The sequence below is a fragment of the Acidobacteriota bacterium genome, assembly GCA_009838525.1.
GTDB lineage: Bacteria > Acidobacteriota > Vicinamibacteria > Vicinamibacterales > UBA8438 > VXRJ01.
Genome location: VXRJ01000011.1, coordinates 134,828 through 160,127, shown reverse-complemented (window position 1 = coordinate 160,127; position 25,300 = coordinate 134,828). Strand labels below are relative to the sequence as shown.

Here is a 25,300-nt window from a genome sequence, read left to right as displayed (position 1 = left end):
GAAGGACGATGGCTGGCACCGAACGGACGCCCCGCAATGCGCCGATGTCGCACGCCCCGGTAATGGCGGCCGAGGTGGTCACGCTGCTCGATCCGGCCCGTGGCGGCTTGTTCGTCGACTGCACGGTCGGCGCCGGCGGTCACGCGCGCGCCCTTCTGGAAGCGGGGGCGGATCGACTCCTGGGCATCGACCGCGATGCCGAGGCGTTGCCACTCGCCCGCGACACGCTGCGACCGTTCGCCGACCGTGTCGATCTGGCGCACGCCGACTTCCGGACGCTTGATGCCACCCTCGACGCACGCGGTATCGGATCGATCGATGGCGGCGCGCTGGCCGATCTGGGAGTCTCGTCGATGCAGCTCGACGGTCCGCGCGGTTTCAGCTTCCGGCGTGACGAGCCACTGGACATGCGGATGGACCGCACGACCGGGCCGACGGCGGCGGAACTGCTGCGCGACGTGCCGGAACCGGAGCTGGCGGACGTCATCTATCGATACGGCGAGGATCGCCACGCGCGGCGGATCGCGCGCAGCCTCGCAGCCGTCCGTGAACGGGAGCCGATAGCCTCGACCGGCCAGTTGGCGGACGCCGTCCGCCGCGCGGTGGGACGCCCTGGCCGCTGGCGGATCCACCCTGCGACGCGCACCTTCCAGGCGCTCCGGATCTGGGTGAACCGGGAATTGGAGGGTATCGACGCCTGGATCGAATCGGTCTGCCGCCGTCTCCGCGCCGGCGCGCGACTGGCGGTGATCACCTTCCATTCACTGGAAGACCGAGTCGTCAAGCAGACGTTTCGGCGCCTCGAACGCGAAGGCCTGAACGGCCCTTCCTCATCGGCCGTCCGTGTCCTGACCAGGCGTCCGCTCCGTCCGTCCGAAGGCGAACGGTCGCGCAACCCACGCGCCCGCAGCGCGAAGCTGCGCGCCGCCGAGAGGTCCGCATGAAGCAGGAAGATTTCCTGAAGGACCTCTACACGCAGGAGATCCGCAACACCCGGATTCATCGGGAGGTGGATGCGGAGCGGCAGCGTGAATTCCAGCGCCTGTTCCTGGTGGTGCTTCCCTTCGTGATCCTGCTTCTGGTCACCGGTTGGCAGCATTTCCAGTTGCTGCAGCATGGCTATGAAGTGGAACGGCTGCGTCAGGAGCAGGCGCGCGAGCTGGAGACCAACCGGCATCTCCGCCTCGAGATCGAGACCCTGCGGGCGCCTGGCCGGATTGAACGCATCGCAACCGAGCAGTTGGATCTCGTGGCGCCGGCGCCGGACCAGGCGATAGTGATCGAGCGGCGAGACGATTCGGGGGCACGGGAGTCGGCCGATGCGCAGACAAACTGAACGCCGCGACCGGTTCCGCATGTGGTTCGACCGTGTGCTCCGGCGCGGTCCGCAACGCGCTTCCGGTCCGCCGCAGTTCGACTGGCGCCTGAAGTTGCGCCGGCGGGTAATCGTCGCCGGCTGCGGCTTCGCAATCTGGATTGCGGGAATAGAGGCGCGTTTGGTCCACCTCCAGGTAGTTGAGCGCAACTTCCTGGCGGAGCGGGCCCGCAACCAGCATCAGCGCGTGATCGAGCTCCATCCGAAACGGGGGGAAATCGTCGATCGGCACGGACGCGTGCTTGCCTACAGCGTCGACGCCGACACCATCTACGCGGTCCCGGCCGAGGTGGAGAATCCGGTGGAGGCCGCCGCCGCGCTGTGTGGCGCGCTGGACGACTGCGCGCGCGAGCAGCGCGGCGGCATCGCTGAACGGCTCAGTCGCCGCAACGCGTTCGCCTATGTCAAGCGGCGCGTGACGCCTGACGAGGCGCGCCGCGTCGCTGAACTTGGCCTGAGCGGCGTCGGTTTCCTGACCGAGAATCGTCGTTACTACCCCAACGGCACGCTCGCCGCACACGTGCTCGGCTATGTCGGAACGGACAACCAGGGGCTCAGCGGAATCGAATCGACATACGACAGCGAGATCAGTGGCGACACCGGCCAAGTGCTGGTGCAAACCGACGCACGCCGGCAGGCGTTCAGCCGGATTGAGCGTCCTCCTACCGTCGGGGCCACGATCGAGCTGACGATCGACGCACAGCTGCAGCACATTGCCGAGCGCGAACTGCGCGCCGGCATCGAGAGGCACAATGCGGACGCCGGCGCGGTGGTCATGCTTGACCCGCGTAACGGCGACATCCTCGCGCTCGCGAGCGAGCCGACGTTCAACCCGAACGCTTTCGCGGGCGCAACGCCGGAGCGGCGACGCAATCGCGCGGTGCAGGATCTCTACGAACCGGGCTCCACGTTCAAGGTCGTCACCGCCTCCGCCGCAATCGAGGAGCGGGTCGTCGATCGCGACGAGGTGTTCGACGTGAGTGCCGGATACATAGTCGTCGGCGGCGACCGGATCCCCGACTTCAGAAGGATGGGGCCGCTCACGTTCAACGACGTGATTGTCCGGTCGAGCAACGTCGGTGCGATCCAGGTGGGGCTGCGGCTCGGGCCGGAGCGGCTCAGCCGTTTCGTCCGACGTTTCGGCTTCGGGCAGGCGCTATCACCCGACCTTCCCTCGGAGAGCTCCGGTCTGGTCTGGACGGCGGAGTCGCTCACCCAGCGCGCCATCGCATCGATCGCGATGGGCTACCAGGTCGCGGTGACGCCGCTGCAGGTGGCTGCCGCGGTGGCCGCGGTGGCGAACGGCGGCGAACTGATCGCGCCGCGGCTGGTCCGCGCCGTCATCCGGTCCGATGGTCGTGAGGAGCGCGAACGTCGCGTGATACGCCGTGCGATCGCGCGACAGACGGCGGGCGAGCTGACCGACATCATGACGCAGGTGGTCGAGCGTGGCACGGCGCGCAACGCGCGGGTGGCGGGCTACTCGATCGCCGGCAAGACCGGCACGGCGGAGAAGCTGATTGACGGCGTGTACTCGCACTACGACCACAACGCGTCGTTCGTCGGGTTCGCGCCCGTCGGGGATCCGCGTTTCGTGATGCTGGTCATGATCGACACGCCCCGCTCCGCCGTCATCAACGGCGTGCTGCAGCGGGTCTACACCGGTGGCGCGGTGGCGGCGCCGATCTTTCGGCGGGTCGCTTCGGAGGCGTTCCGGCGCCTGGAGGTGCCGGCGACGGGCGATAGCGCGCCTCCGGTCGTGGTGGCCGATGCGGCCGCGGTCGACCGCCAGCCGGCGCTGGCAGCCGCCGGCCCACCCCGGCCCGTTTCCACTGGCCGCTGGATGCCCGATCTGCGCGGACTGAGTGCGCGCGAGGTGGTCGAGACGCTTGCGCGGCTCGATCTGCGTGCCCGCATCGTCGGGGACGGTGTCGTGGCAGGACATGATCCGATGGCCGGCGCTGCTATCGAGGCGGGCGACGACGCAATCGTGTGGCTCGATCGCCACGCGCCGGCGCCGTCGGATCCACCACTCGTGGAACCGTGATGACGGGAGGTTTCGTGACCGTCGCCATGCTGCTGGCGCGTGCGGGGATCGCGCCGGGCGGCGCGTCGCCCCCCCTCGATGCCGCGCTGCTCGAGGCGCCTGTCGCGGATGTCTGCTACGACTCGCGCCGCGTCACCGCGGGGTCCGTTTTCGTCGCCGTGCCGGGTGCCCGGTACGACGGCGGACAGTTCGCAGCCGACGCGGCGGCTCGGGGCGCGGCCTTCGTCGTGGCAGAGTCGCCGCCGCCGGCTGACCTGCCGATTTCCTGGCTGGCTGTCCCGAATGCGCGGATCGCGATGTCCACCCTCGCCGCTGCGTTTCAGGGCGACCCAAGCGGCGAGCTCCTGGTAGTCGGGGTGACCGGGACCAACGGCAAGACCACGACGACTTACCTGATCGAATCCATCCTCGAGCAGGCGGCCATTCCGTCGGGCCGGGTCTGTACCGTTTCGAACCGAATCGCGCGGAACGACGCGGAAGATGAACAGCCGGCGGTTCACACTACTCCCGAAGCGCCGGACCTGCACGCGATGCTTCGCGCCATGCGCAACGCGGGGGCGCGCGCCTGCGTGCTCGAAACCTCGTCCCATGCGCTCGCCCTGCACCGCGTGGACCATGTGCGGTTCGACGCAGGCGTCTTCACCAATCTGACGCGCGATCACCTCGACTTCCACGGCGGAATGGAGTCGTACTTCGCCGCCAAGCGGCGGCTCTTCGAGTTGTTGACGGATCGTGCGCACGCCATCGTCAACGTCGACGATCCCTACGGCGCACGCCTCGCCGAGACCGTGCGCCGGCCGTTTACTTACGCTCTCGACACACCGGCCGACGTCACCGCCGCGCGGCTGGACACCGGGGTTGACGGAACGCGGATCGCCGCCGCTACGCCGCGCGGATCCCTCGACATCCGCTCGTCCCTCGTGGGTCGAACGAACGCCGGCAACCTGTTGGCGGCGGCCGCCGCCGGCGTCGCGCTGGACCTGCCGTCCGCCGCGATCGAGGCAGGACTCGAGGCGGTCGAGGGGGTGCCGGGCCGAATGGAACAGGTGTCGACGCCGGCCGACGACATCGACGTGATCGTCGACTTCGCCCACACCGACGATGCTCTCCGCCGCCTCCTCGAAACGCTCCGTCCCCTCGCGACCCGGCGCGTAATCACCGTATTCGGCTGCGGCGGTGATCGCGACGCGACAAAGCGCCCGCTGATGGGAGCGGCCGCGGCACGGTGGAGCGACCTCGTGATCGTCACCTCCGACAACCCCCGCTCGGAGGATCCGGTCGCGATCATCAGGGAGATCGAAACGGGCATCACCGGCGGCAGCGACGTTGTCGACTATCGGACGATCCCGGATCGTGCTCGCGCGATTGCCGAGGCGATCGGCGAGGCTGCGCCGGGCGACATGGTCGTAATTGCCGGCAAGGGCCATGAACGGGCACAGGTCATTGGGCCGGACGTGCTGCCGTTCAACGATGCTGCCGTGGCCCGCGCGGCGCTAGCCGAGCGAGGTGCGCCATCCAGGCGCGCGTTCGGCAACCGCCGGGGCAGGAGCGAGGCGTGACGGGAGAGTGGCACGTGGGGAGCCGGTGCGGCTTCGGGCGGATGAGCTGGCGGCGGCGGCCGGGGGAGTCCTCGTGTCCGGTCGGCCGGAGCGCACCGTGGAAGGCTTCTCCATTGACAGCCGCCGGATTCGGCGCGGCGACTGGTTCGTCGCGATTCGCGGCGAACGGTTCGACGGTCACGGTTTCATCGCCGACGCGCTACAGCAAGGAGCGGCGGGTGTGATCGCGAGCGACCGCAAAGCGTTGCCCGGGTCCAGCGGGACGGGAGTGGCCCCGGTGGTGATCGTCGTCGACGACACCACCGAGGCACTCCAGTCGATCGCACGCCACATCCGGCGGCGGTCCGGCGCCCAGGTCGTGGCGATTACCGGGAGTGTCGGAAAAACGACGACCAAGGAGCTGACCGCGGCGTTTCTTGCGACCCGCCATAGCGTCGTGCGGAATCCGGGGAACCTGAACAACCATATCGGCCTCCCGCTCTCGCTGCTCGAACTGCGTCATGGCGCCCCCGTGGCGGTGATGGAACTGGGAATGAACCACGCGGGCGAGATCCGGACGCTGGTCGGCATCGCGGAGCCGAATGTCCGTGTCTGGACCAATGTGCGCGAGGTGCACGCGGAGTCCTTCCCGTCGATCGAGGCCATTGCCGATGCGAAAGCGGAGATTCTCGAAGGGGCGGGGCCGGAAGATCACCTGGTGACGAACGCGGGCGACCCGCGCGCGATGGCCCGGATCGCCGGTTTCCCGGGCGGTGTGACGACCTTCGGCGTCGGGACGGCGACCGCTGCCGACGTTTGCGCAACGGCGGTGGCCGATCGCGGGCTCGACGGCTGGTCGACGGAAGTCCGCACCCCGGCGGGCGACGCCACGGTTCGCTCGCGCCTTGTCGGCGCGGGGCATGTCGCGAACGTCCTCGCCGCGATCGCTGTCGCGCTCCGCTTCGGTGTGCGGCTGGACGCGATGGTGGAGACCGCCGCAGCGTTCGGACCGCCGCCCCGTCGCGGCGAGGTCATTCGCCTGCGGGACGGGATCACGCTGGTCGACGATTCCTACAACTCCAATCCGGCCGCGCTCGCCCAGATCCTTGCGTCGCTCGGCCGGGAGACTGCTCACGCGCGCCGTGTCGCCGTTCTGGGCGAGATGCGCGAGCTGGGCGACCGCGCGTCGGAATTGCACCGTGAGAGCGGTCGGGCTGCCAGAGAGGCCGGTTTCGACCTGGTCATCGCGGTGGGGAGCGACGATGCGGCGGCGCTGACCGACGGCGCGCGGGCGGCAGGCTTGCCCGCCGCCGCCGCTGCCGTTTGTGCCGACAGCGACGCGGCCGCGGACGTGGCGATCGAGCGAATCCGGCCCGGCGATCTGGTGCTGGTCAAGGGGTCGCGCGGGACGCGCACGGAGGTGGTGGCGGACCGGTTGAAGGAGGTATGGGCCTGATGCTGTACCACCTTCTCTTCCCGCTGCACGAGCAGTTCGGGGCGTTGAACGTCGTCCAGTACATTACCTTCCGGACCGCCGCGGCCAGCATCACGGCGTTTGTGGTGACGCTCGCGTTCGGCCCGGTCACGATCCGCTGGCTTCGCGCCCTCGGCGCGCGGCAGCCGATTCGGGACGACGGACCGGCGACGCATCAGCAGAAGCAGGGGATCCCGACCATGGGCGGGCTGCTGATCCTGACCGCCGCGTTCGTCCCCACGCTGCTTTGGGCCGATCTGACGAACGTCTATGTCCGGATCGCGTTCATCGCGACCGCGGCGTTCGGGGCGATCGGTCTTGCCGACGACCTGCTGAAGGTGCGGGTAGGCTCCCATCGCGGGCTCTCCGCGCGCGGGAAGCTCGTGCTCCAGGGGGCGGTGGGGGCCGGGGTCGGTGTCGCTCTGCTGCAGCTCTCCGCCGCCGGGGTCTACAGCACCGAGATACTCTTCCCGTTCTTCAAGCAGTTCACGCCCGACATCGGCTGGCTCTACGTCCCGTTCGCAATGCTCGTACTGGTATTCGCGTCGAACGCGGTCAACCTGACGGACGGGCTCGACGGCCTGGCGATCAGCATCTTCACCGTGGCGGCGGGCGCGTTTACGGCGCTCACCTACGTCAGCGGCCATGCCGAGATCGCCGAGTTCCTGCTGCTCGTCCGCTTCCCGCCCGCCGGCGAGCTGACGATCTTCTGCGGCTCCCTCGTCGGGGCCGGACTCGGGTTCCTCTGGTACAACTCGTACCCCGCCGACATGATCATGGGCGACGTCGGATCGCTCGCCCTAGGCGGCGCGCTGGGTACGGTCGCGCTGCTGATCAAGCAGGAACTGCTGCTCCCGATCGTCGGCGCCGTCTTCGTCATCGAAGCCGTGTCCGTCATCCTGCAGGTCGGCTCCTACAAGCTGACCCGTCGGCGCATCTTCAAGATGGCGCCAATTCATCACCACTTCGAACAGATCGGCTGGAGCGAGCCGAAGATCATCAGTCGCTTCCTGATCCTGGCGATCGTCTTTGCGCTCTTCAGCCTGACGACGCTGAAACTGCGATGAACGGGGACCGAGCGCGCGGCTACTCGGTGACGGGAGCGGAGGCCGTCGTGGTGGGCGCCGGCCGCAGCGGCGTGGCGGCGGCCGGGCTCCTCGCCCGGCGCGGCGCGCGCGTCACGCTCAGCGAACGCCTTGCCGACACGCCGGAAGCCGCGACGGAACTGCTGGCAGCGGGTGTAACGCTGGAACTGGGGGGGCACCGTCCGGAGACTTTCGCTGCCGCCGATCTGATCGTGCTGAGCCCGGGGGTCTCGCCTCGTCTGCCCGAAGTGGCGGCGGCGCGCGCGCGGGGCATTCCGGTCATGAGTGAACTGGAGCTGGCGGCCAGATGGCTCCGGGGGCGCATCGTCGCGGTGACTGGCACCAAGGGGAAGTCGACCACGGTAGTGCTGACCGGGCGCATGCTCGACGCGGACGGACGGCGCGCGGTCGTGGGGGGCAACATCGGCGTCGCCCTGAGCAGCCAGGTCGAGGCGTCGACGCCGGATGCGGTTCACGTCGTCGAGGCGAGCAGCTTTCAACTGGAGCTTACCGACACCTTCCGGCCCTGGATCGCCGTCTGCCTGAACCTGTCGCCGGACCATCTCGACCGCCACGCCAGCTTCGCGGAGTACGCCGAGGCGAAGGGACGCATCTTCGCCAATCAAACCAGTGACGACGCCATGGTGATCAACGCGGATGATCCGGCGGTGCTGGAGCTGGCGCGGAAGGGGCAGGCCCGCGCGCTCCGCTTCGCGATCGACGCGCCGCTGGCTGACGGCGTTCAGGTCACCGACGAGTGGATCACCCGGCGGTCGGTGGCTGGCGAAGAACGCCTGATCCCGAGGACCGCGATCCGCGTGCCGGGCCGGCACCTGCTGAGCGATGTCGCCGCCGCCGCGGCGGTTGGATCCGCTGCCGGCGTGGCCGCCGAAGCGATGACGCGCGCGGTGGAGTCCTTCACCGGGCTGCCTCACACGCTCGAGTTCGTGCGGGAGGTGAACGGGGTTCGCTACGTCAACGACTCGAAGGCGACCAACCTGGTGGCGGCGCGCGCCGCGATCGAGTGTTTCGGTCCCGGGTTGACCGTCATCCTGGGCGGGCGCTTCAAGGGCGGGCGCTTCGAAGATCTCCGTTCCGCGCTCGTCGATCGTGGCGCCACGGTGGTGGTGATCGGCGAAGCGCGCGATCGAATTCGCGCCGCGCTTGACCCGGACGTGACGGTGCGCGAGGCGGACACCATGGCCGAGGCGGTCGGGGCCGCGTCGGCCGAAACGCGCCCCGGGGGAACCGTGTTGCTGGCGCCCGCGTGCGCCAGCCTGGACATGTTCGTCAACTACGCCGCGCGGGGGGCGGCATTCAGGGAGGCAGTGCAAGCACTGGAGTGATGAGCAGTCATCAGTCGGTTCGCGCGGCGGAGAGCCGGCTGCTGGGAACGCAGACCAACCCTCGTCTGCGAGGTCGGTGTCTCCTCCCCGGTCCGACTGATGACTGCTGACCGCTCCGGCACCCAACTGTATCGGGTTGAGCGCTCCGCGCCTGTAGCGCGGATCGGGCGACGAAGCGGACGGCGAGTATGGCGCGAAAGCTGAAATCGGACAAGCCCCTTTTCATTGCGACGCTCGTGCTCCTGGGGGCGAGTGTCGTGATGGTCTACAGCGCTTCAGCGATGCTCGCCATGGAACGGTTCGAGCAGGCGGACTTCTTCGTTTTCCGTCAGGCGACCTGGGTGGTGGCCGGCGGCCTGCTGCTCCTGCTCGTGATGCGGCTCGACTATCGCGAGCTGAAGCACCCGTACGTGCTCTGGGCCGGGCTGGGGATTACCGCGCTAGCGCTGGTCGCGGTTCTCTTTTCCGCGCCGATCAATGGCACGCGCCGGTGGTTCGGCATCGCGGGCTTCGGCGTGCAGCCGTCAGAACTGGCGAAGCTGACCCTGATCATCTTCGCCGCGGCGCAACTCGATCGCGAGATGGCGCGGGTCAATTCATCGCTCCGGGCGACACTCCCCCTTGCAGGCGCTCTTGGCGCGGCGGCGGTGTTGATTCTGCTGCAGCCGGACTTCGGAACGGTGATGGCGATCCTGGTAATCCTGGGCGTCATGGTGTTCGCCGCCGGGCTGCACTACCGGTACCTCATCGGGTTGGCGCTGCTCGCGGCGCCGCTGCTCCACGCGCTTGTCTGGCAGGTGCCGTACCGGCGGGCGCGTGTCCTCGCCTTCCTCGATCCGTGGGCCGACCCGCTGGGCGGCGGATTCCAGGTAGTCCAGTCACTCATAGCGGTCGGGACCGGCGGCATCTTCGGGAAGGGCCTCATGCGGGGAGTGCAGAAGCTCTTCTACCTGCCGGAGCCCCACACCGACTTCATCTACGCGGTGATTGCCGAGGAGACCGGCCTGCTGGGCGCCACGGTCATCCTCGTCTGTTTTGCGGTGATTACCTGGCGCGGGCTTCTGGTGGCGACGCACGCACCCGATCGGTTCGGCGCCTTCCTCGCCATCGGCCTCACGACGATGGTCGCGCTGCAGGCTTTCCTCAACGTCAGCGTCGTGCTCGGACTCGTGCCGACGACGGGCATCCCGCTGCCGTTCGTCAGTGCGGGCGGGTCGTCGTTGCTGATCGGACTCGTCGGAATGGGAATACTGCTGAACGTGTCGCAACACGCGTCGGCCAGGACATGACGGTGATGTTTGCGGGAGGCGGAACCGGCGGCCACCTGTTTCCCGGGATCGCGGTGGCGCGAGCGCTCGTAACGCGGCATCCGGAGGCTTCCGTCGTGTTTGCGGGGACGGGGCGTGGCGTCGAGGCCAACGCGCTCGCGCGGGAGGGGTTTGCGTTCGTCGTGGTGAGGAGCGCGGGGCTGGTGGGGAAATCGCTGCCGGGAGTGCTCCGGGGGCTTGCTCAGCTTCCCGGCTCGTTCACCGATGCGATCCGGCTGTTGCGGCACGCCCGGCCCGACCTGGTGATCGGCCTGGGAGGCTACAGCGCCGGCCCACTCGTTCTTTCCGCGGCGCTCAGCGGCCGGCCGACGATGCTGATGGAGCAGAACGCAGTGCCTGGAGTGACGAACCGGATGCTTGCCCCGGTGGTGCGGGCGGCGGCGGTCTCTTTCGCATCGGCCGCGGCGCGCTTCGGCGCGAAGGCGTTCGTGACCGGCAACCCCGTCCGCGCCGCGTTCTTCGAGGCGGGCGCAGGACGGGCGGCCCGCGCGCATGCGCGTCCGCGCCTCCTGGTCGTCGGTGGATCGCAGGGGGCGCACCAATTGAACGTGGCCATGCTCGCAGCCGCACCTGCCGTCGCCGCCGCCGTACCGGGAGGTATGGACGTGACGCATCAGACGGGAGAGCGCGACTGCGAACACGTGCGTGACGGCTACCGGCGGGCGGGAATAGACGCGCGCGTCGAGCCCTTCTTCGATGCAATGGCGGACGAGATGGCGGCGGCGGACCTGATTGCCTGCCGGGCCGGCGCGACCACGCTTGCCGAAGTGGCGGCCGCGGGTCTGCCGGCGATCGTGGTGCCGCTGCCGGTATCCGCCGGCGATCACCAGCGGCGGAACGCCGCAATCTTCTCCGAGGCGGGGGCGGCCGAGACGATAGAGGAGGCGGAGCTGGATTCCCTGCTTGCCGAACGAATGGCGGCGTTGGCCACGGACACGGCGAGACGGCGGTCCATGAGCGAGGCGGCAAGGCGGTTGGCGCGTCCCGATGCGGCGGACCGCATCGTGCTGCGGGCGGAAGAGCTGATGGGGCTCGCCACGGCGGGTGGATGACCACTGGCGAGCGTGTGAAGGGACGTCACGTGTGCTCGAAGGAGTCAAGCGGGTTCACATGGTCGGCATCGGCGGGGTGGGGATGAGCGGCATTGCGGCGTTGCTTGACGGCCAGGGGTACGAGGTGAGCGGCTCGGATCTGGTCGCTTCCGCCGCGGTGGAACGGCTGCGTGCCGCCGGCCTGCCGATCGCCGTGGGTCATGACGCGTCGCATCTCGATCTGCCGGCCGCGCCGGACCTGGTGGTCCTCTCTTCCGCCGTTCCTGGGGACAATCCGGAGCTGATCGAGGCGCGGCGCCGCGGCATCCCGGTCGTGAGCCGCGGCGCGATGCTGGCGGAGCTGGCCCGGACGAAGCGGGCGCTCGCGGTCGTCGGATCCCACGGCAAGACCACGACCACGTCGATGCTTGGGCTCGTGCTCGAAAGGGCGGGGCTTGACCCGACGGTCGTGGTTGGCGGCGTGGTCCGCCCCTTCGGCGGCAACGTCCGCCAGGGGACCGGCGAGGTAATGGTGCTCGAGGCGGACGAGAGTGACCGGTCGTTTCTGGCGCTGGCCCCGCAGGTGGCGGTCCTGACGAACGTGGACGACGAGCACCTCGAGGCGTATGACGGGATGAGCGGCCTCGAAGAGGCTTTCGGCGCCTTTGTCCGGCGCGTCCTTTCGGGCGGTGGAAAGGTGGTCTGGTGCGCCGACGATCCCCGTCTCCAGGCGATACTCGATCGGTACGGCGACGCCCGAGCGACGACCGGCGGGTTCGGCATCGCTTCGGAGACGGCGCACGTCCGCGCCCGCGCCCCCGTATACGGCCCCGAAGGCACACGCTGCGAAGTCCTGGCCGGAGGCGAAGCTCATGACCTGGAACTGCCGGTGCCGGGGCGGCACAACTTGCTGGATGCGCTCGCCGCAGTCGCCGCGGCGATGACCATGGGTGTCGCGCCGGGTGATGCCGCGGCCACGCTCGCGAGGTTCACCGGCGTCGGACGCCGTTTCGAAACGTTCCACGCTCCGGGTGGCGTCGAACTGATTGACGACTACGGCCACCATCCGACCGAAATCGCCGCCGTGGTGGAGACGGCGCGTCTCCGGAATCCGCGCCGGCTGATTCTTGTCTTCGAACCGCACCGCTACAGCCGGACCGCGCGGCTGCTCGACCGCTTCGGCGCCGCGCTCGCCCTCGCCGACCACGTCGTCCTGACCGGGCTGCACGCCGCCAGCGAGCGCCCGATCGAAGGCGTCGATGCGAACGCCGTGGCGCGGGCCGTACGGCGGCACGCGGACATTCCCATCGCCGTCGCAGCGGACCATGAAGACGCGGCGGCGCGGGTCGCGGCGGCGGCGGGAGATGGCGACACCGTCGTGATCCTGGGCGCCGGCCCCATTGGTGGGCTCCGTCCGCGGATAAAGGCCGCGCTGGACAGGAGGACGCGATGACTCCGCGCCCTGCGGCGGGCCGCGCCGGGGGTCCGACGCCGAAGCGGGGACCACGCCGCGTGCAGGGACGCTCGCGGCCCGCTCGCCGGCGTCGCAGGTGGCTGCACCGGACGCTCGTCGGTCTGGCCCTCGCGGCGAGCGCGGCCCCGCTGGCGTACGCGGCGCGTCATGCTGACGCGTTGGCCATCGAGACGATTGCCGTTAGCGGACACGCGCGGATGTCACAGGGGGAGTTGCTTGGCTTGCTTGCGCCGCTCCGTGGCGAGAACCTTCTCGACGCGAACCTCGACGGCGCCCGCGCCGCCCTGCTCGGTTCCGGCTGGATCCGTGAGGCGGCCCTGCGGCGGGTTTTTCCCTCGACCGTCAAGGTGCGGGTGATCGAGCGCAGCCCCGTCGCGTTGGCCCGCTTCGGCGAGCGGCTCTACCTGATGGATGCGGACGGGTATCTCATCGATCAGTTCGGACCTCGCTATGCGGAGATTGATCTGCCGATCGTCGACGGACTGCCCGCCCCGGCCGAAACGGACGACGGCGTGGTGCGCGACAGGCGAACCGCCCTCGCGGCGCGTGTCGTCGCGGAGTTGGCGGCCGACCCCGCCCTCGCGGCGCGTGTTTCGCAGATCGAAGTCACCGACCCGCACGACGCGGTGGTGTTGCTGAGCGGCGACCCCGCCTTGATCCACCTCGGAGAGACAGCCTTCGCGGAGCGGCTTCGGGCGTACATCGATGTTGCAGGAGCCATTCGTCGCGGCGTTTCGTCGGTCGACGCGGTCGACATGCGGTTCGGCCGGCAGGTGTTCGTCCGGCCTGCGGCACTGGACGGGATGTCGCCTGACCGGCGCTAGCGATGTTGAGGAAGACCCGGCCATGACTGGACCGGCAGTGGGGAAGACGGCAACGGCGGGCCGCGCGGGTTGCGGCCGACGGAGGCATCGTGGCACGTAGGGATCAGTATCTGGTGGGACTCGACGTGGGGACGTCGAAGATTGCCGCTGTCGTCGGCGAGGTGATGGAGGACGACAGCCTCGACATCATCGGCATTGGTGTCGCTGCTGCATCCAACAGCATCCGCCGCGGCGTCGTCGTCAATCTCGAGGCGGCGGTCGAAGCGATCAAGCGTGCGATCGAGGAGGCCGAGCTGACCGCGGGCGTGGAGATCGACACGGTCTGGGTCGCGCTTTCCGGTGAGCACGCCCGTGCGTTCAACAGCCGCGGCGTGGTGGCGGTAGCCGGCAAGAACCGCGAGATCGACCGGACGGACGTCCGGCGAGCCATCGAGTCGGCCCACGCCAGGGCCCAACTGCCGCACGGGCGGCAACTGATGCACATCCTGCCCCAGGATTACATGGTGGATGAGCACGATGGCGTCAGTTCACCGGTGGGAATGACCGGCGCCCGGCTGGAGGTGAACGTCCACGTCATCACCGGAAACACCTCGACGATGCAGAACCTGATCGCCTGCGTCAACCGGGCCGGGGTGACGGTGGCGGGTACCGTGCTTGGTCCACTGGCCGCAACCGAAGCGGTCCTGACCACGGACGAGAAGGAACTCGGCGTCGCCCTGGTCGACATCGGCGCCGGCACAACCGACTTCGCCGTGTTCGAGCGGGGCAGCGTCTGGCACACCGGCGCCATCGGGATCGGCGGCGACCACTTCACGAACGACGCGGCGGTCCAGCTGCGCATGCCGATCCCGGAGGCCGAGAAGACCAAGCGCCGAAGCGGCTGCGCGTTCGCGTCTCTGGTTGAGGATGAAGAGTCCATCGAGATTGCCAGCGTGGGCGGCCGCCAGCCCCGCGTGCTGAAGCGACGCCTGCTCGCCGAAGTCCTGCAGCCCCGCGCGGAGGAGATCTTCCACAAGTTGTGGGACGACCTCCGGGCGGGAGGCTACGAGAGCTCGCTCCACTCCGGCCTCGTGTTGACCGGCGGGGGATCCGTGCTGGACGGCCTGCCGGAGATTGCCGATCAGATCTTCAACCTGCCAATCCGCCGCGGGACGCCGATGGGCGTCGGTGGATTGACCGACCACGTCAGCAGTCCCTCGTTCGCCACCGCGGTGGGACTCGTCATGTATGCACACCGACACCGCGCCTTGGATCGGGAACGGTCGTCCGGTGGTCTCCGCCGGGTAGCGGGCCGCCTGCGCGGATTCTTCAAGGAGTATTTTTCATGAACCAACCAGAAACCTCTGCGGAGCGCGCGCTTCGCATCACGCTGGAGGATGTTTCCGGAACCGGGGCCCGCATCAAGGTCGTCGGCGTCGGGGGAGGCGGCAACAATGCCGTCGACCGGATGTCGAAGGCCGGGCTTGGCGGCGGAACCGTCGACCTGATAGTCGTCAACACGGACAAGCAGGCGCTGGAACAAAACAGCGCGCCGATCCGTTTGCAGATCGGGTCGAAGCTGACGAACGGCCTGGGAGCGGGCGCCGACCCCGAGATCGGGGAGCGGGCGGCCCTGGAAGATACCGAGCAGCTGCTCAGCGCGCTGGCCGGCGCCGACATGATCTTCATCACGGCTGGCCTGGGTGGCGGCACCGGAACCGGAGCGGCCCCAATCGTGACTTCGCTTGCCTCCGAACTGGGTGCGCTGACGGTCGCGGCGGTGACCATGCCGTTCACCTTCGAGGGGCGGGTTCGCGCGCGGCGCGCCCAACAAGGGCTCACGAGAGTGCACGCGGCGGCCGATTCGGTGATCACGATTCCGAATGACCGGCTGCTCGGCACCATCGATCGGACGATGCCGCTGATGCAGGCGTTCGAGTGTGTCGATGACGTGCTCGTGCAGGCGATCCGGGGGATCGCGGACCTGGTCATCGTGCCGGGATTGATCAACCTCGACTTCGCCGACCTGAAGACCACGATGGCCGCCAAGGGGCCCGCCATCATGGGGACCGGCACCGCAACGGGGGAGTCCCGCGCTGTGGATGCCGCAACGCGCGCGGTTTCCAGTCCGCTGCTCGAGCGCGCCGGCCTGGAAGGAGCGCGCAGCGTCATCGTCAACGTTACCGGCGGGAAGGACCTGTCGATGATCGAGGTGAGCGAGGCGACCACCACGGTGCAGGAGGTGGCTCACGAGGATGCGAACATCATCTTTGGCGCGGTGGTCGATCCCTCTCTGGGAGAAGAAGTGAAGATCACCGTGATCGCCACCGAGTTCGACCAGGCGAAACCCGCGGAGGTCGAGCCGGAAGCCGTTGCCGTCGCCGCCTCGGCCGCGCCGACGCCGAACGACCTGAACGCCTACGTCGCCCGGCAGGATCAGGAAGAGGAGGAGGCGGCGCGGGCGGTCGCCGTCGCCGGTTCGATGTCGACGGAGTCCGTAGGCGAGGTCGTCGAGGCGGAAGGGGCGGGGGCTGAAGTCGCGGACGCGGATGTTTCGGACCACCCCGCTCCCGTTTCGCTGGAGGAATCCGCGGCCGATCAGGCGATTGCCAAGGCGCGTGCGCTGACGAACTTCTCGATCGCGCGCCGGCCGACCATCGACTTGCCTATCGCTTCCGATGCGGAGGCCGCGAAGTCCGGTGAACCCGCCGCCGACATCGACCTCGACGTCGGCGAGGGCAAGGAAGGGCTTGGCGTCATCGACGATCGTCTCCCCGCGTTTCTCCGCTCGGCGGGGGAGTAGCGCACGAGCAGGCCGGCATGAGAAACGGTGCGCCGGCCTCCAGGCCGGCATGAGAAACGGTGCGCCGGCCTCCAGGCCGGCATAAGAAACGGTGCGCCGGCCTCCAGGCCGGCATAAGAACAGCAAATGCCGGCGTGGACGCCGGCGCACCACTGGCGCGGAACTTCTACGGCGCAAGCTCCTAGCCGGCAAGGCGCCATCCAGGAGGGCTGTGCCACAATTCGCGCGTGACGCAGGACGACGTACGCGAGGTAATCGACGCCCTCGCGACGGGCGCGATTGATGCCCGCGAGGCGGAAGACCGCCTGATGGACGCCATTCGCCGCGCGCCGTTCGAGGATCTCGGCTTCGCGCGGGTCGACCATCACCGCGCCGCCCGGCAGGGATTCCCCGAGGTTGTCTACGGCGCGGGAAAGACGCCATCGCAGATCGGCGCCATCGCGGAGCGGATCGTCGCCGCCGGCGATCCGCTGCTCGTCACCCGCACCACCATCGAGGCGTTCGATGCGGTACGCGCGATGGTTCCGGATGCGCAGTGGCACGAGACGGCGCGGATCATCGCGCGGCCGGCCCCGAACCCACCGGCCGGACGCGGCGCGATCCTGGTGGCCGCGGCCGGCACCTCGGACCTGCCGGTTGCCGAAGAGGCTCGCGTCGCAGCGGAGACCCTCGGCAACCGCGTCGACGCCCTGTACGACGTCGGGGTGGCCGGGCTGCACCGGTTGCTCGCCGAGCGCGAGCGCCTCGATGCGGCCCGCGTCGCGGTTGTAGTCGCCGGGATGGAGGGTGCGTTACCCAGCGTTGTCGGCGGCCTGGTTCGAACCCCGGTCATCGCGGTCCCCACCAGCGTCGGCTACGGGGCCAGCTTCGGTGGCCTCGCCGCCCTGCTCGGCATGCTGAACTCTTGCGCCTCGGGCGTCGCCGTCGTCAACATCGACAACGGTCTCGGCGCCGCCGTCATGGCGCATCTGATCAATCACCTCGACTAGGAGCTCGCGCGCCCGCAAGGGCGCGCGAGCACACCTGACCACCGGTTGGGATAGGCTGAGTCAGCACCATGCCATCCCTGCCGACGGACGACGCAACGCTCCGGACACTGGAGTTCGACCGTGTCGTCGCCGCGGTTCGGAGCTTCGCGCTGACACCCATCGGCCGGACCGCAGTAGGCCGCCTGGCGCCGAAGACCGACCTGGCGGCGGTCGCCGAAACGCTTCGGGCGACGACCGAGATCGCTACCTACCTCGACGTGAGTCACCCGCTCCCGCTTGAGGCGCCGGACGATCTGGAAGCGACGATCTCTGTTCTCGCCATCGATGGCCGTCCACTCGACGCCGTGCAGTTGTTGGGACTCGCCAGATTTCTGCGTTCCGTCACGGCGACGGCGAAGGCAATCCGGACGGCGGCCGGTGCGGCGGACGGACCGGGCCGGTGGCCAGTGCTCCAGGCAGCGGCCGACGGCCTGGCGGAGTTTGACCGCGAGACGGCGAACATCCAGCGCCGCATCACGCCGGAGGGGGAAGTCGCCGACGACGCGACGCCGCGCCTGGCGGCCATCCGGCAGCAGTTGCAGCGGCTGCGCCAGCGGCTGCGCGGCACCCTGGAGTCCTATCTGCGCGGACGCGAGACGGCGAAGTACCTGCAGGAACAAGTGGTCACGGAACGGGCCGGCCGATTCGTCCTGCTAGTCCGCGCCGAACACCGAAGTGCGATTCCGGGCATCGTCCATGGCAGTTCCGGCAGCGGCGCCAGCCTCTTTCTGGAACCGCTCAGCACCGTCGAGATCAACAACGAGATCGTCGCCCTCGAGGAGGAAGAGCGGCAGGAGGTGCACCGAATCCTGCTCGACCTGTCGAACGCGTTCCGAACCCGGCCTCTCGAGTTGCGCCGAACGCTGCAGTCGGTCGCGGAGCTGGACCTGATGCAGGCGCGGGCACGATTCTCGCGACTGATTGACGGCGTTGAGCCGAAGCTCAGTGCCGACCTGCGGATCGAGTTGCCGGCGGCCCGGCATCCGCTTCTGATGCCGGCGGTCGTGGATCGGGCAGGAACGGCAGCGCCTGCTGCGGCCTCTTCCGTGGACGCGGCGGAGGCTGACAGCTCCCGCGAGGAGCTGGCCGGCTCTCACGAAGAGCCGGGCCGTTCCGATGAGGAACCGAGCGCCTCCCGGGAAGGGCCGGCCGCCCCCGGCGGACCGGTGCCGGTAGACATCCTGCTGACGCCGCCGACCGGGGCGCTGATGGTGACCGGTCCAAACACCGGCGGCAAGACGGTGGCGCTCAAGACGGCAGGCCTGCTTGCGTTAATGGCGCAGGCCGGCCTGCACGTCCCCGCGGCGCGAGGCGCGTCCCTTCCGGTTTTCCGGTCGCTCTTCGCCGACATTGGCGACGAGCAGTCGATCGCAAACAGTCTCTCCACCTTTTCCGGCCACGTTGCGCACATTGTCGCGATGGATGCGCGGCTGCGTACGCCCGCGCTGGTGCTGCTCGATGAAGTGGGGGCCGGGACCGATCCGCTGGAGGGCGGCGCGCTCGGAGCGGCGATCGTCGATCACTTCCGCCAGCGCGGCGCGCTTGTGCTGGCGACGACCCACGACGACATGCTGAAGTCGTATGCGGCAACCACCGAGGGGGTCGTCGGCGCCGGTTTCGGCTTCGACCCGGAAACGTACGCTCCGACATACCGGCTGACCTACGGCTCGCCGGGCCGGAGCCTCGCCCTGGAGATCGCGACCCGCCTCGGCGTCACCCGATCGATCATCGAGGACGCACGCGCGCGCCGGAGCGCGCGCGAGGCCCAGTTGGCCGACCACCTGGCGCAGGTCGAAAGGGATCTGGCGCAAGTGTCCAAGGAGCGCGACGCGCTGGCTGCCGAACGGCGCGTACTGGAGCACGAGCGTGAGCAGCTCGCTGCCTCTGCACTGGCGTTGAAGGAGAGGGAAGCGACCGCCAGGGAGCGGCTGCGGAGCGGGGTCGACGCGGAACTCCGCAAGGCGCGCCGGGACATCGATGCGATCGTGGGCGATTTGCGGAAGCGCAGCGAGGCGCTCGAAAAGCGCGTGGCGCGCAAGGACCGGTCGGCGCCGCCCGTGTCCACCGGGCATACCGGCGCGCTCAAGAAACACGCGGTGGACGCGCTCGATACGATCGCTGGCGGGTCGCGCGTCGCGACGTCGGAACCACCGCCGAACGCGGCGCCCCCGGTACCGGGAACCCGCGTGCAGGTAGCCGGCCTTGGTCTCGACGGCATTCTGGCGACCATCAACGGCAACGACGCCGAAGTAGAAGCGCTCGGCAAGCGGATCCATGTCCGCGTGCGCGACCTCCGCCCGGTCGGACCGGCAGCCGCCGACTCGGCCGCCCGCGGCGCCGGGTCACGGTCGGTCAGCCGCGGCGGCGTCACAGTGAACGTCGCGGAAGAGAGCGCGCCGCCCCTGGAGCTGAACCTGATCGGTTTCCGGGTCGACGAGGCGCTGGCCCGCGTCGAGAAGTACGTCGACCGCGCGATGCTCCACGAGCGCCGCGAACTGCGCATCGTTCATGGCCACGGCACCGGACAGCTCCGCCGCGCGATTGCCGAGTTCCTGACCGATCACCCTCTGGTCGAGAAATACTCCGCCGCCGCGCCGGAGCATGGCGGGAGCGGCGTTACCGTGATCGCGTTGAAGGACTAGCAGCCTGTGGCGCGCTACCCCTCCGGCTTCATCGCGGATCTGAAGATGCAAGCCGACATCGTGCGGGTGATCCAGGACGTCGTGCCGCTGAGGAAGGCGGGAAACAGCTACAAGGGGCTCTGCCCGTTTCACAACGAGAAGACCCCGAGCTTTCACGTCAACCCCGACAAGGGGTTCTTTCATTGCTTCGGCTGCTCGACCGGCGGCGATGTCCTGAAGTTCATCGAGCTGTACGAGAAACTGAGTTTTCCGGAAGCGGTAAAGGCGCTTGCCCAGCGCGTGGGCGTGCAGCTTCCCGAGACCGACGACCCGGAACGTGACCGGGCCGCCGAGGCGGAGCGGGAAGCGCTGGTCAAGGTGCATGAATTGGCTGCGGCGTATTTCCGCGAACAGCTGGCCGCGCCTTCCGGCGCCGGCGCCCGGGCGTACCTGGAGCAGCGCGGCATCGCTCCCGATACGACCGACCGGCTCGGTCTCGGCTGCACGCCGCCCCGCCGCGACGGCCTGACCGGCCATTTGCTCGACGCGGGGCAGCCCATCGAGCTGCTCCGCAAGAGCGGCCTCGTGACCGAGTCCGACGGCCGGCCGCCCATCGACCGATTCCGCCAGCGGCTGATCATCCCGATCTGCCGCGAGACGGGATCGGTCATTGCCTTCGGCGGCCGCGCGCTGGGCGGCGATCAGCAGGTGAAGTACATCAACTCGCCCGAGACCGCGCTCTATACGAAGGGTCGCACTCTCTACGGCCTGCACCTGGCGAAACGTGCGATTCGTCAGCGCGGCTTCGCGATCCTGGTCGAGGGCTACTTCGACCTTGCGCAGGCGCTCCAGGCGGAAATCGCGCCGGTGGTGGCCACGTGCGGCACGGCGCTGACCGAGCGGCAGGCCAAGCTCCTCCGCCGCTTCTGCACGAAGGTGCTCCTCAGTTTCGATCCCGATGCGGCCGGGGTGGGCGCGTCAGCCCGTTCCGGTGAACTGCTCATTGCCGCCGGTTTCCAGGTGAACGTCGTCCGATTGCCGGACGGCCAGGATCCCGACACGGCAATTCGTCAGCATGGCGCGGCGTACTACGTCGATCGGCTCAAGCGATCGACGCCGTATCTCGACTACGTCCTCGAGCGCGCCGCGAGTTCGCGCGACCTGACCCGCGAGAGTCAGCGCACCGGGTTTGTAAACGAAATGCGAGCCATCGCCGCGCGGATTCCGGACGTCGTCGCGCGCGACCAGTTCGCTGACAGGATTGCCCACCGCGCTGGCGCCACCGAGGCGGTGGTGCGCGACGCCATCCGGCAGGAGATCGCCGGGGGGCGCCCGAAATCCCCGGAAACCTCGCCGGAAGGAACAGCGGCGCCCGACCCCCAGGAGTCCGAGAAGGGCTTGATCTGGGCCGTCATGCACCAGACGGAAGAGGCCCAGCAGGTCCTTCTGCGGCTCGAGCCCGCGCACTTCAAAGGCCTCCGGACCGCCTCGATCCTGGAAATGGCGCACGGCCTCGCCGGCGTCCCGGCGGAGGGGATGCCCGAAGCGATGCTGGAGCGGCTGACGGAGGAGGAGACGGCGCTCGTCAGGGCAATAGCGGCGATCGAGATGGCGCCGGCCGGCGTCGAGGACTGCGGCGACGAGCTGCGGCGGCGGCGGCACAAACGCGACCTGGCCGAAGTTCAGGATGAGATCGATCGTCGTCAGCGCGACGGCGCACCCGGCGCGATCGATGACGCGCTCCTCGCCCGGAAGCTGGACCTGCAGCGCCAGCTCGCCGCGCTCGACACCGGAACGGACCTGCCATCAAGTGACAGGAGCGCCCGGCGCGACATATGGTTGGGGCACGGGACTTGACGATGCAGCTGATTGGCTACAATCTGGGCCTGCGAATCGTACCGGCGCGCGGCGTCCGCGCGGATCGCGCGAGGTAACGGTATGCCGAACGAGCCGTTGTCGATCGAAGAGAAGTACGACGAGATCCAGCAGCTGGTCGTCGTCGGAAAGGAACGCGGGTTCCTGCTCTTCGAGGAGATCAACGAGTTGCTTCCCCCCGAAGTTACGTCCGACGATCTGGACGAGCTGTTCACTGCCCTCAACGCGGCCGGAATCGACGTAGTCGAGTCCGAGGAGAAGTATGTAGAGGCGAAGCGGGCCCAGGCGGACCGCTCTCCCGACGGCCGGACCGACGGCGCGCTCGACCTGACGCCCGGCGTGGTGGAGAAGACAGGCGATCCGGTCCGCATGTACCTGCGGGAGATGGGAACCGTTCCGCTCCTCACCCGCGAGGGCGAGGTGGCCATCGCGAAGCGGATCGAGCGGGGCAAGCTGCTGGTGCTCAAGGTGATCTCCCGGTCGCCGGCCGTCGCCGCGGACGTGATTCGGTTCGGGGAGGAACTGCGCCGGGGCGACCGGACGCTCCGCGAACTGATCGTGCTGCACGACGAGACGGCTGCCACCGACCGGATCGGCGAGTGTGGCGAGCAGTTCCTCGGCGACGTCGACGCGATCCGCGCCGCGAATGCCGAACTGAAGCGGAAGCGGACGCGGCTCGCCAAGGTCTCGCGGCAGAATCGCGCGCTGCGGAACCAGACGCGACAGCGGCTGCTGCGCGCCCGGGTCGCGCTCTCGCGTCTTGTGCGCCGCATCGAGTTCACCGAGTCGGTCATCGGCGACTGGATCGTCCTGTTCAAGGCAACGGCCGCCGAGATGCGGCGGGATCAGCAGGAATTGAAGACCGTCAACCGGCGTCTTCGCCGGTCGAACGCCGCGCGCCTCCCGGAGAGTGAGCGGCGGGCGCTTGGGCGCCGGCAACGCGAGCTCCGCACGAACATCCGCGAACGGTCCGCGCAGCTCGGCGAGACGACGAGAACGCGCGGCCAGTCTCTCCGGGTCATCAGGCGCGGCGAGATGCTCGCAGAACGGGCCAAGACGGAGCTGGTCGAGGCAAACCTCCGCCTGGTGGTCTCCATAGCGAAGAAGTACACGAACCGCGGGCTGCAGTTCCTCGATCTGATCCAGGAGGGCAACATCGGGTTGATGAAGGCGGTCGACAAGTTCGAGTACCGCCGCGGCTACAAGTTCTCCACGTACGCCACCTGGTGGATCCGGCAGGCGATCACCCGCGCGATTGCCGACCAGGCCCGGACCATCCGGATTCCAGTCCACATGATCGAAACCATCAACAAGCTGATCCGGACACAGCGCTCGCTGGTGCAGGAGTACGGACGGGAACCGACCATAGAAGAACTGGCCGAACGGCTCGATATACCCGCCGCCCGCGTCCGCCGCGTTCAGAAGATCGCGCAGGAGCCAATATCGCTCGAGACGCCGGTCGGGGAAGAGGAAGACAGCCACCTCGGCGACTTCATCGAGGATCGCCACGCCGTCAATCCCGCCGACGCCGTCATCGACAGGAACCTGAAGGAGCAGACCGCCTCGGTGCTCAAGTCGTTGACGCCGCGCGAGGAGAAGGTAATCAAGATGCGCTTCGGCGTCGGCGACGGAAGTGAACATACGCTCGAGGAAGTGGGCCAGAGCTTCGCCGTCACCCGCGAGCGGATTCGCCAGATCGAAGCGAAAGCGCTCCGGAAGCTCCGGAATCCGTCGCGCAGCCGGAAGCTTCGCGCGTTCCTCGAGGGAGGGACGTCATAATGCTGTATGGGCCCGTAGCTCAGCGGTCAGAGCCACCGGCTCATAACCGGGTGGTCCCAGGTTCGAATCCTGGCGGGCCCACCACTCTCTCATGCACCCAGACCTCGAACGGCTGATCCGCCTCCAACAGATTGATCTCGACGTCGCCGCCGCGCGACAGTCGATCGGCCACTTCCCCGAACAGCTCGCCGCGCTCGACCAGCAGTTGCAGACGTGCCGCGCTGCCGTCGACGAGGCCGAGACGCGGCAAGCCGATCAGAAGACCGCCCGCGTCGGCATCGAGAAGGAGCTGGCCGAGGTCGAGGGGCGGCTTACGCGCTTCAAGGACCAGTTGATGGCGGTGAAGACCAACAAGGAATTCCACGCCGTGCAGCTGGAAATCGCCCATGGCGAGGCCGACAAGCAAAACCACGAGGATCGACTGCTGGAAATGATGATCGAGGCGGACGAGCTTGTGGCCGCGGCGGATGCCGCCCGCGCCGCGCTGACGACCGCCGAGGCGGAAGTGGCCGAGGCGCGGCAGGCGCTCGAAGCGGAGCGCGACCGGCTACAGGCGGAGGTGGAACAGAAGGCCGGGGAGCGGGCAACGCTTGTCGTCGAACTCAAGCCGTCGGTCCTTGCGCTGTTCGAGAGCGTGGCGAGCCACCGAAATGGGTTGGCGGTCAGCGCGGTGCGTAATGGACGCTGCGACGCCTGCCAGGTCCGGCTTCGGCCCCAGCTCCTGAACGAAGTGCGGCGCAACGATGCGCTGATCCGGTGCGAGAGCTGCCAGCGCATCCTCTACTTTCCGGCCGCGACCGCGTCGTGACTGCCCGCCTGCCAATCGCACCGCGCACCATCGCCTGGATCGACGGCGCGGCGCGTGGCAATCCAGGCCCGGCTGCCTACGGGGTGCGGATCGAGTCGGAAGACGGCAGCCTCGTCACCGAGCTGCACGAGGTGATCGGAGCAACGACCAACAACGTCGCCGAGTACCGCGGACTTCTTGCCGCGCTGGACTACCTCGCGGCAGAGCGTCATCGCGACGTGCTGATCCGTTCCGACTCCGAGTTGCTGGTAAGGCAGATGACCGGCGCCTACCGCGTCCGTGCGCCGGCGCTGCGGGCGCTTCACACCCGGGCGTCCGCCACCGCGGCACGGTTCGATTCCGTGAAGTACGAACATGTTCCGCGGGAACAGAACGTCAGGGCGGACCGGCTCGCCAACCAGGCCCTGGACGGCGCGCCGTCAGGACGCGCTGCTCCCGCCGCCCGCCGGGAGCCGGCGTCTGGCGCGGCCGGCATCATCGGCATCGGGATCGACATCGAGGAGGTGGGGCGCGTCGAAGAGCTCCTGCGGCGCTACGGCGACCGCTTCGTTGGGCGGATCTTCACCGACGCCGAAGCGGCCTACTGCCGGAAGCGCCGCGCGCCCGCGCCCCACTTCGCGGCGCGGTTCTCGGCCAAGGAGGCGGCCATGAAGGCGCTCGGCACCGGCCGGGCGCGTGGCGTTCTCTGGCGCGACATCGAAGTGGTCCGGCACGGCGGCCCTCCCACGCTGGCGCTGCACGGCGGCGCACGACGGCGATTCGATGAACTTGGGGGAAGCGGTGCGCTCCTCACGCTGACGCACTCCCGGCACTACTCCGTCGCGCAGGTGATCCTGCTTGGAGTCAAGCCTTAGTTTCTTGAGGTTTGTCCGCCGCCCGCGAGTT

Annotated in this window: 18 protein-coding genes, 1 tRNA gene and 1 pseudogene; all 20 read left to right on the top strand. The window is 68.8% G+C overall.

What is annotated here, in order from left to right; all coding sequences use genetic code 11:
- Nucleotides 1–44 precede the first annotated feature (44 nt).
- The 20 genes and pseudogenes from rsmH to acpS all read left to right on the top strand — a co-directional run bounded on the left by rsmH (nucleotide 45) and on the right by acpS (nucleotide 25,269).
- The gene (rsmH, locus tag F4Y45_03560; protein ID MXY23585.1) at nucleotides 45–944 is read left to right on the top strand and encodes a 16S rRNA (cytosine(1402)-N(4))-methyltransferase RsmH; all 900 of its coding nucleotides are present in this window, start codon (nucleotides 45–47) and stop codon (nucleotides 942–944) included.
- On the top strand, nucleotides 941–1,336 hold the full coding sequence (locus F4Y45_03555) for a hypothetical protein (GenBank protein ID MXY23584.1): 396 nt from the start codon (nucleotides 941–943) through the stop codon (nucleotides 1,334–1,336). Before rsmH ends, F4Y45_03555 begins: the two co-directional genes overlap by 4 nt.
- Nucleotides 1,320–3,422 (top strand): transpeptidase family protein, encoded by a 2,103-nt coding sequence (locus F4Y45_03550; protein ID MXY23583.1) that lies wholly within the window; start codon nucleotides 1,320–1,322, stop codon nucleotides 3,420–3,422. The genes F4Y45_03555 and F4Y45_03550 overlap by 17 nt, the downstream gene beginning before the upstream one ends.
- On the top strand, nucleotides 3,422–4,981 hold the full coding sequence (locus F4Y45_03545) for a UDP-N-acetylmuramoyl-L-alanyl-D-glutamate--2,6-diaminopimelate ligase (protein ID MXY23582.1): 1,560 nt from the start codon (nucleotides 3,422–3,424) through the stop codon (nucleotides 4,979–4,981). Before F4Y45_03550 ends, F4Y45_03545 begins: the two co-directional genes overlap by 1 nt.
- Nucleotides 4,929–6,416, top strand: a complete 1,488-nt coding sequence (locus F4Y45_03540) for a UDP-N-acetylmuramoyl-tripeptide--D-alanyl-D-alanine ligase (GenBank protein ID MXY23581.1) — start codon at nucleotides 4,929–4,931, stop codon at nucleotides 6,414–6,416. Before F4Y45_03545 ends, F4Y45_03540 begins: the two co-directional genes overlap by 53 nt.
- A complete protein-coding gene (locus F4Y45_03535; protein ID MXY23580.1) occupies nucleotides 6,416–7,501 on the top strand; it encodes a phospho-N-acetylmuramoyl-pentapeptide-transferase in 1,086 nt (361 codons plus the stop codon). The genes F4Y45_03540 and F4Y45_03535 overlap by 1 nt, the downstream gene beginning before the upstream one ends.
- Complete coding sequence (gene murD, locus F4Y45_03530) at nucleotides 7,498–8,865, top strand: UDP-N-acetylmuramoyl-L-alanine--D-glutamate ligase (GenBank protein ID MXY23579.1); 1,368 nt, start codon at nucleotides 7,498–7,500, stop codon at nucleotides 8,863–8,865. The genes F4Y45_03535 and murD overlap by 4 nt, the downstream gene beginning before the upstream one ends.
- 188 nt (nucleotides 8,866–9,053) lie before the next feature.
- Nucleotides 9,054–10,154: a putative lipid II flippase FtsW gene (ftsW, locus tag F4Y45_03525; GenBank protein MXY23578.1), complete on the top strand. Its 1,101-nt coding sequence runs from the start codon at nucleotides 9,054–9,056 to the stop codon at nucleotides 10,152–10,154.
- Nucleotides 10,151–11,245 (top strand): undecaprenyldiphospho-muramoylpentapeptide beta-N-acetylglucosaminyltransferase, encoded by a 1,095-nt coding sequence (gene murG, locus F4Y45_03520; GenBank protein ID MXY23577.1) that lies wholly within the window; start codon nucleotides 10,151–10,153, stop codon nucleotides 11,243–11,245. Before ftsW ends, murG begins: the two co-directional genes overlap by 4 nt.
- Nucleotides 11,246–11,276: 31 nt before the next feature.
- Complete coding sequence (locus F4Y45_03515) at nucleotides 11,277–12,677, top strand: UDP-N-acetylmuramate--L-alanine ligase (protein MXY23576.1); 1,401 nt, start codon at nucleotides 11,277–11,279, stop codon at nucleotides 12,675–12,677.
- Nucleotides 12,674–13,522, top strand: coding sequence for an FtsQ-type POTRA domain-containing protein (locus F4Y45_03510; GenBank protein MXY23575.1), 849 nt, complete (start codon nucleotides 12,674–12,676; stop codon nucleotides 13,520–13,522). Before F4Y45_03515 ends, F4Y45_03510 begins: the two co-directional genes overlap by 4 nt.
- Nucleotides 13,523–13,608: 86 nt before the next feature.
- Nucleotides 13,609–14,850 (top strand): cell division protein FtsA, encoded by a 1,242-nt coding sequence (gene ftsA, locus F4Y45_03505; protein ID MXY23574.1) that lies wholly within the window; start codon nucleotides 13,609–13,611, stop codon nucleotides 14,848–14,850.
- Nucleotides 14,847–15,845: pseudogene (ftsZ, locus tag F4Y45_03500) on the top strand (cell division protein FtsZ). Before ftsA ends, ftsZ begins: the two are co-directional and overlap by 4 nt.
- Before the next feature lie 686 nt (nucleotides 15,846–16,531).
- Complete coding sequence (gene larB / locus F4Y45_03495) at nucleotides 16,532–17,293, top strand: nickel pincer cofactor biosynthesis protein LarB (GenBank protein MXY23573.1); 762 nt, start codon at nucleotides 16,532–16,534, stop codon at nucleotides 17,291–17,293.
- A gap of 68 nt (nucleotides 17,294–17,361) precedes the next feature.
- Nucleotides 17,362–19,974 carry a hypothetical protein gene (locus tag F4Y45_03490; GenBank protein ID MXY23572.1) on the top strand — a complete coding sequence of 871 codons (2,613 nt, stop codon included), beginning with the start codon at nucleotides 17,362–17,364 and terminating at the stop codon, nucleotides 19,972–19,974.
- Nucleotides 19,975–19,980: 6 nt separating this feature from the next.
- Nucleotides 19,981–21,810, top strand: coding sequence for a DNA primase (dnaG, locus tag F4Y45_03485; GenBank protein MXY23571.1), 1,830 nt, complete (start codon nucleotides 19,981–19,983; stop codon nucleotides 21,808–21,810).
- Between the two features lie 96 nt (nucleotides 21,811–21,906).
- Complete coding sequence (gene rpoD / locus F4Y45_03480; protein ID MXY23570.1) at nucleotides 21,907–23,607, top strand: RNA polymerase sigma factor RpoD; 1,701 nt, start codon at nucleotides 21,907–21,909, stop codon at nucleotides 23,605–23,607.
- An 8-nt stretch (nucleotides 23,608–23,615) separates the two neighbouring features.
- Nucleotides 23,616–23,691 (top strand) — tRNA-Ile (locus tag F4Y45_03475).
- Between the two features lie 7 nt (nucleotides 23,692–23,698).
- Nucleotides 23,699–24,415, top strand: coding sequence for a hypothetical protein (locus tag F4Y45_03470; GenBank protein ID MXY23569.1), 717 nt, complete (start codon nucleotides 23,699–23,701; stop codon nucleotides 24,413–24,415).
- On the top strand, nucleotides 24,412–25,269 hold the full coding sequence (acpS, locus tag F4Y45_03465) for a holo-[acyl-carrier-protein] synthase (GenBank protein ID MXY23568.1): 858 nt from the start codon (nucleotides 24,412–24,414) through the stop codon (nucleotides 25,267–25,269). Before F4Y45_03470 ends, acpS begins: the two co-directional genes overlap by 4 nt.
- Nucleotides 25,270–25,300 lie beyond the last annotated feature (31 nt).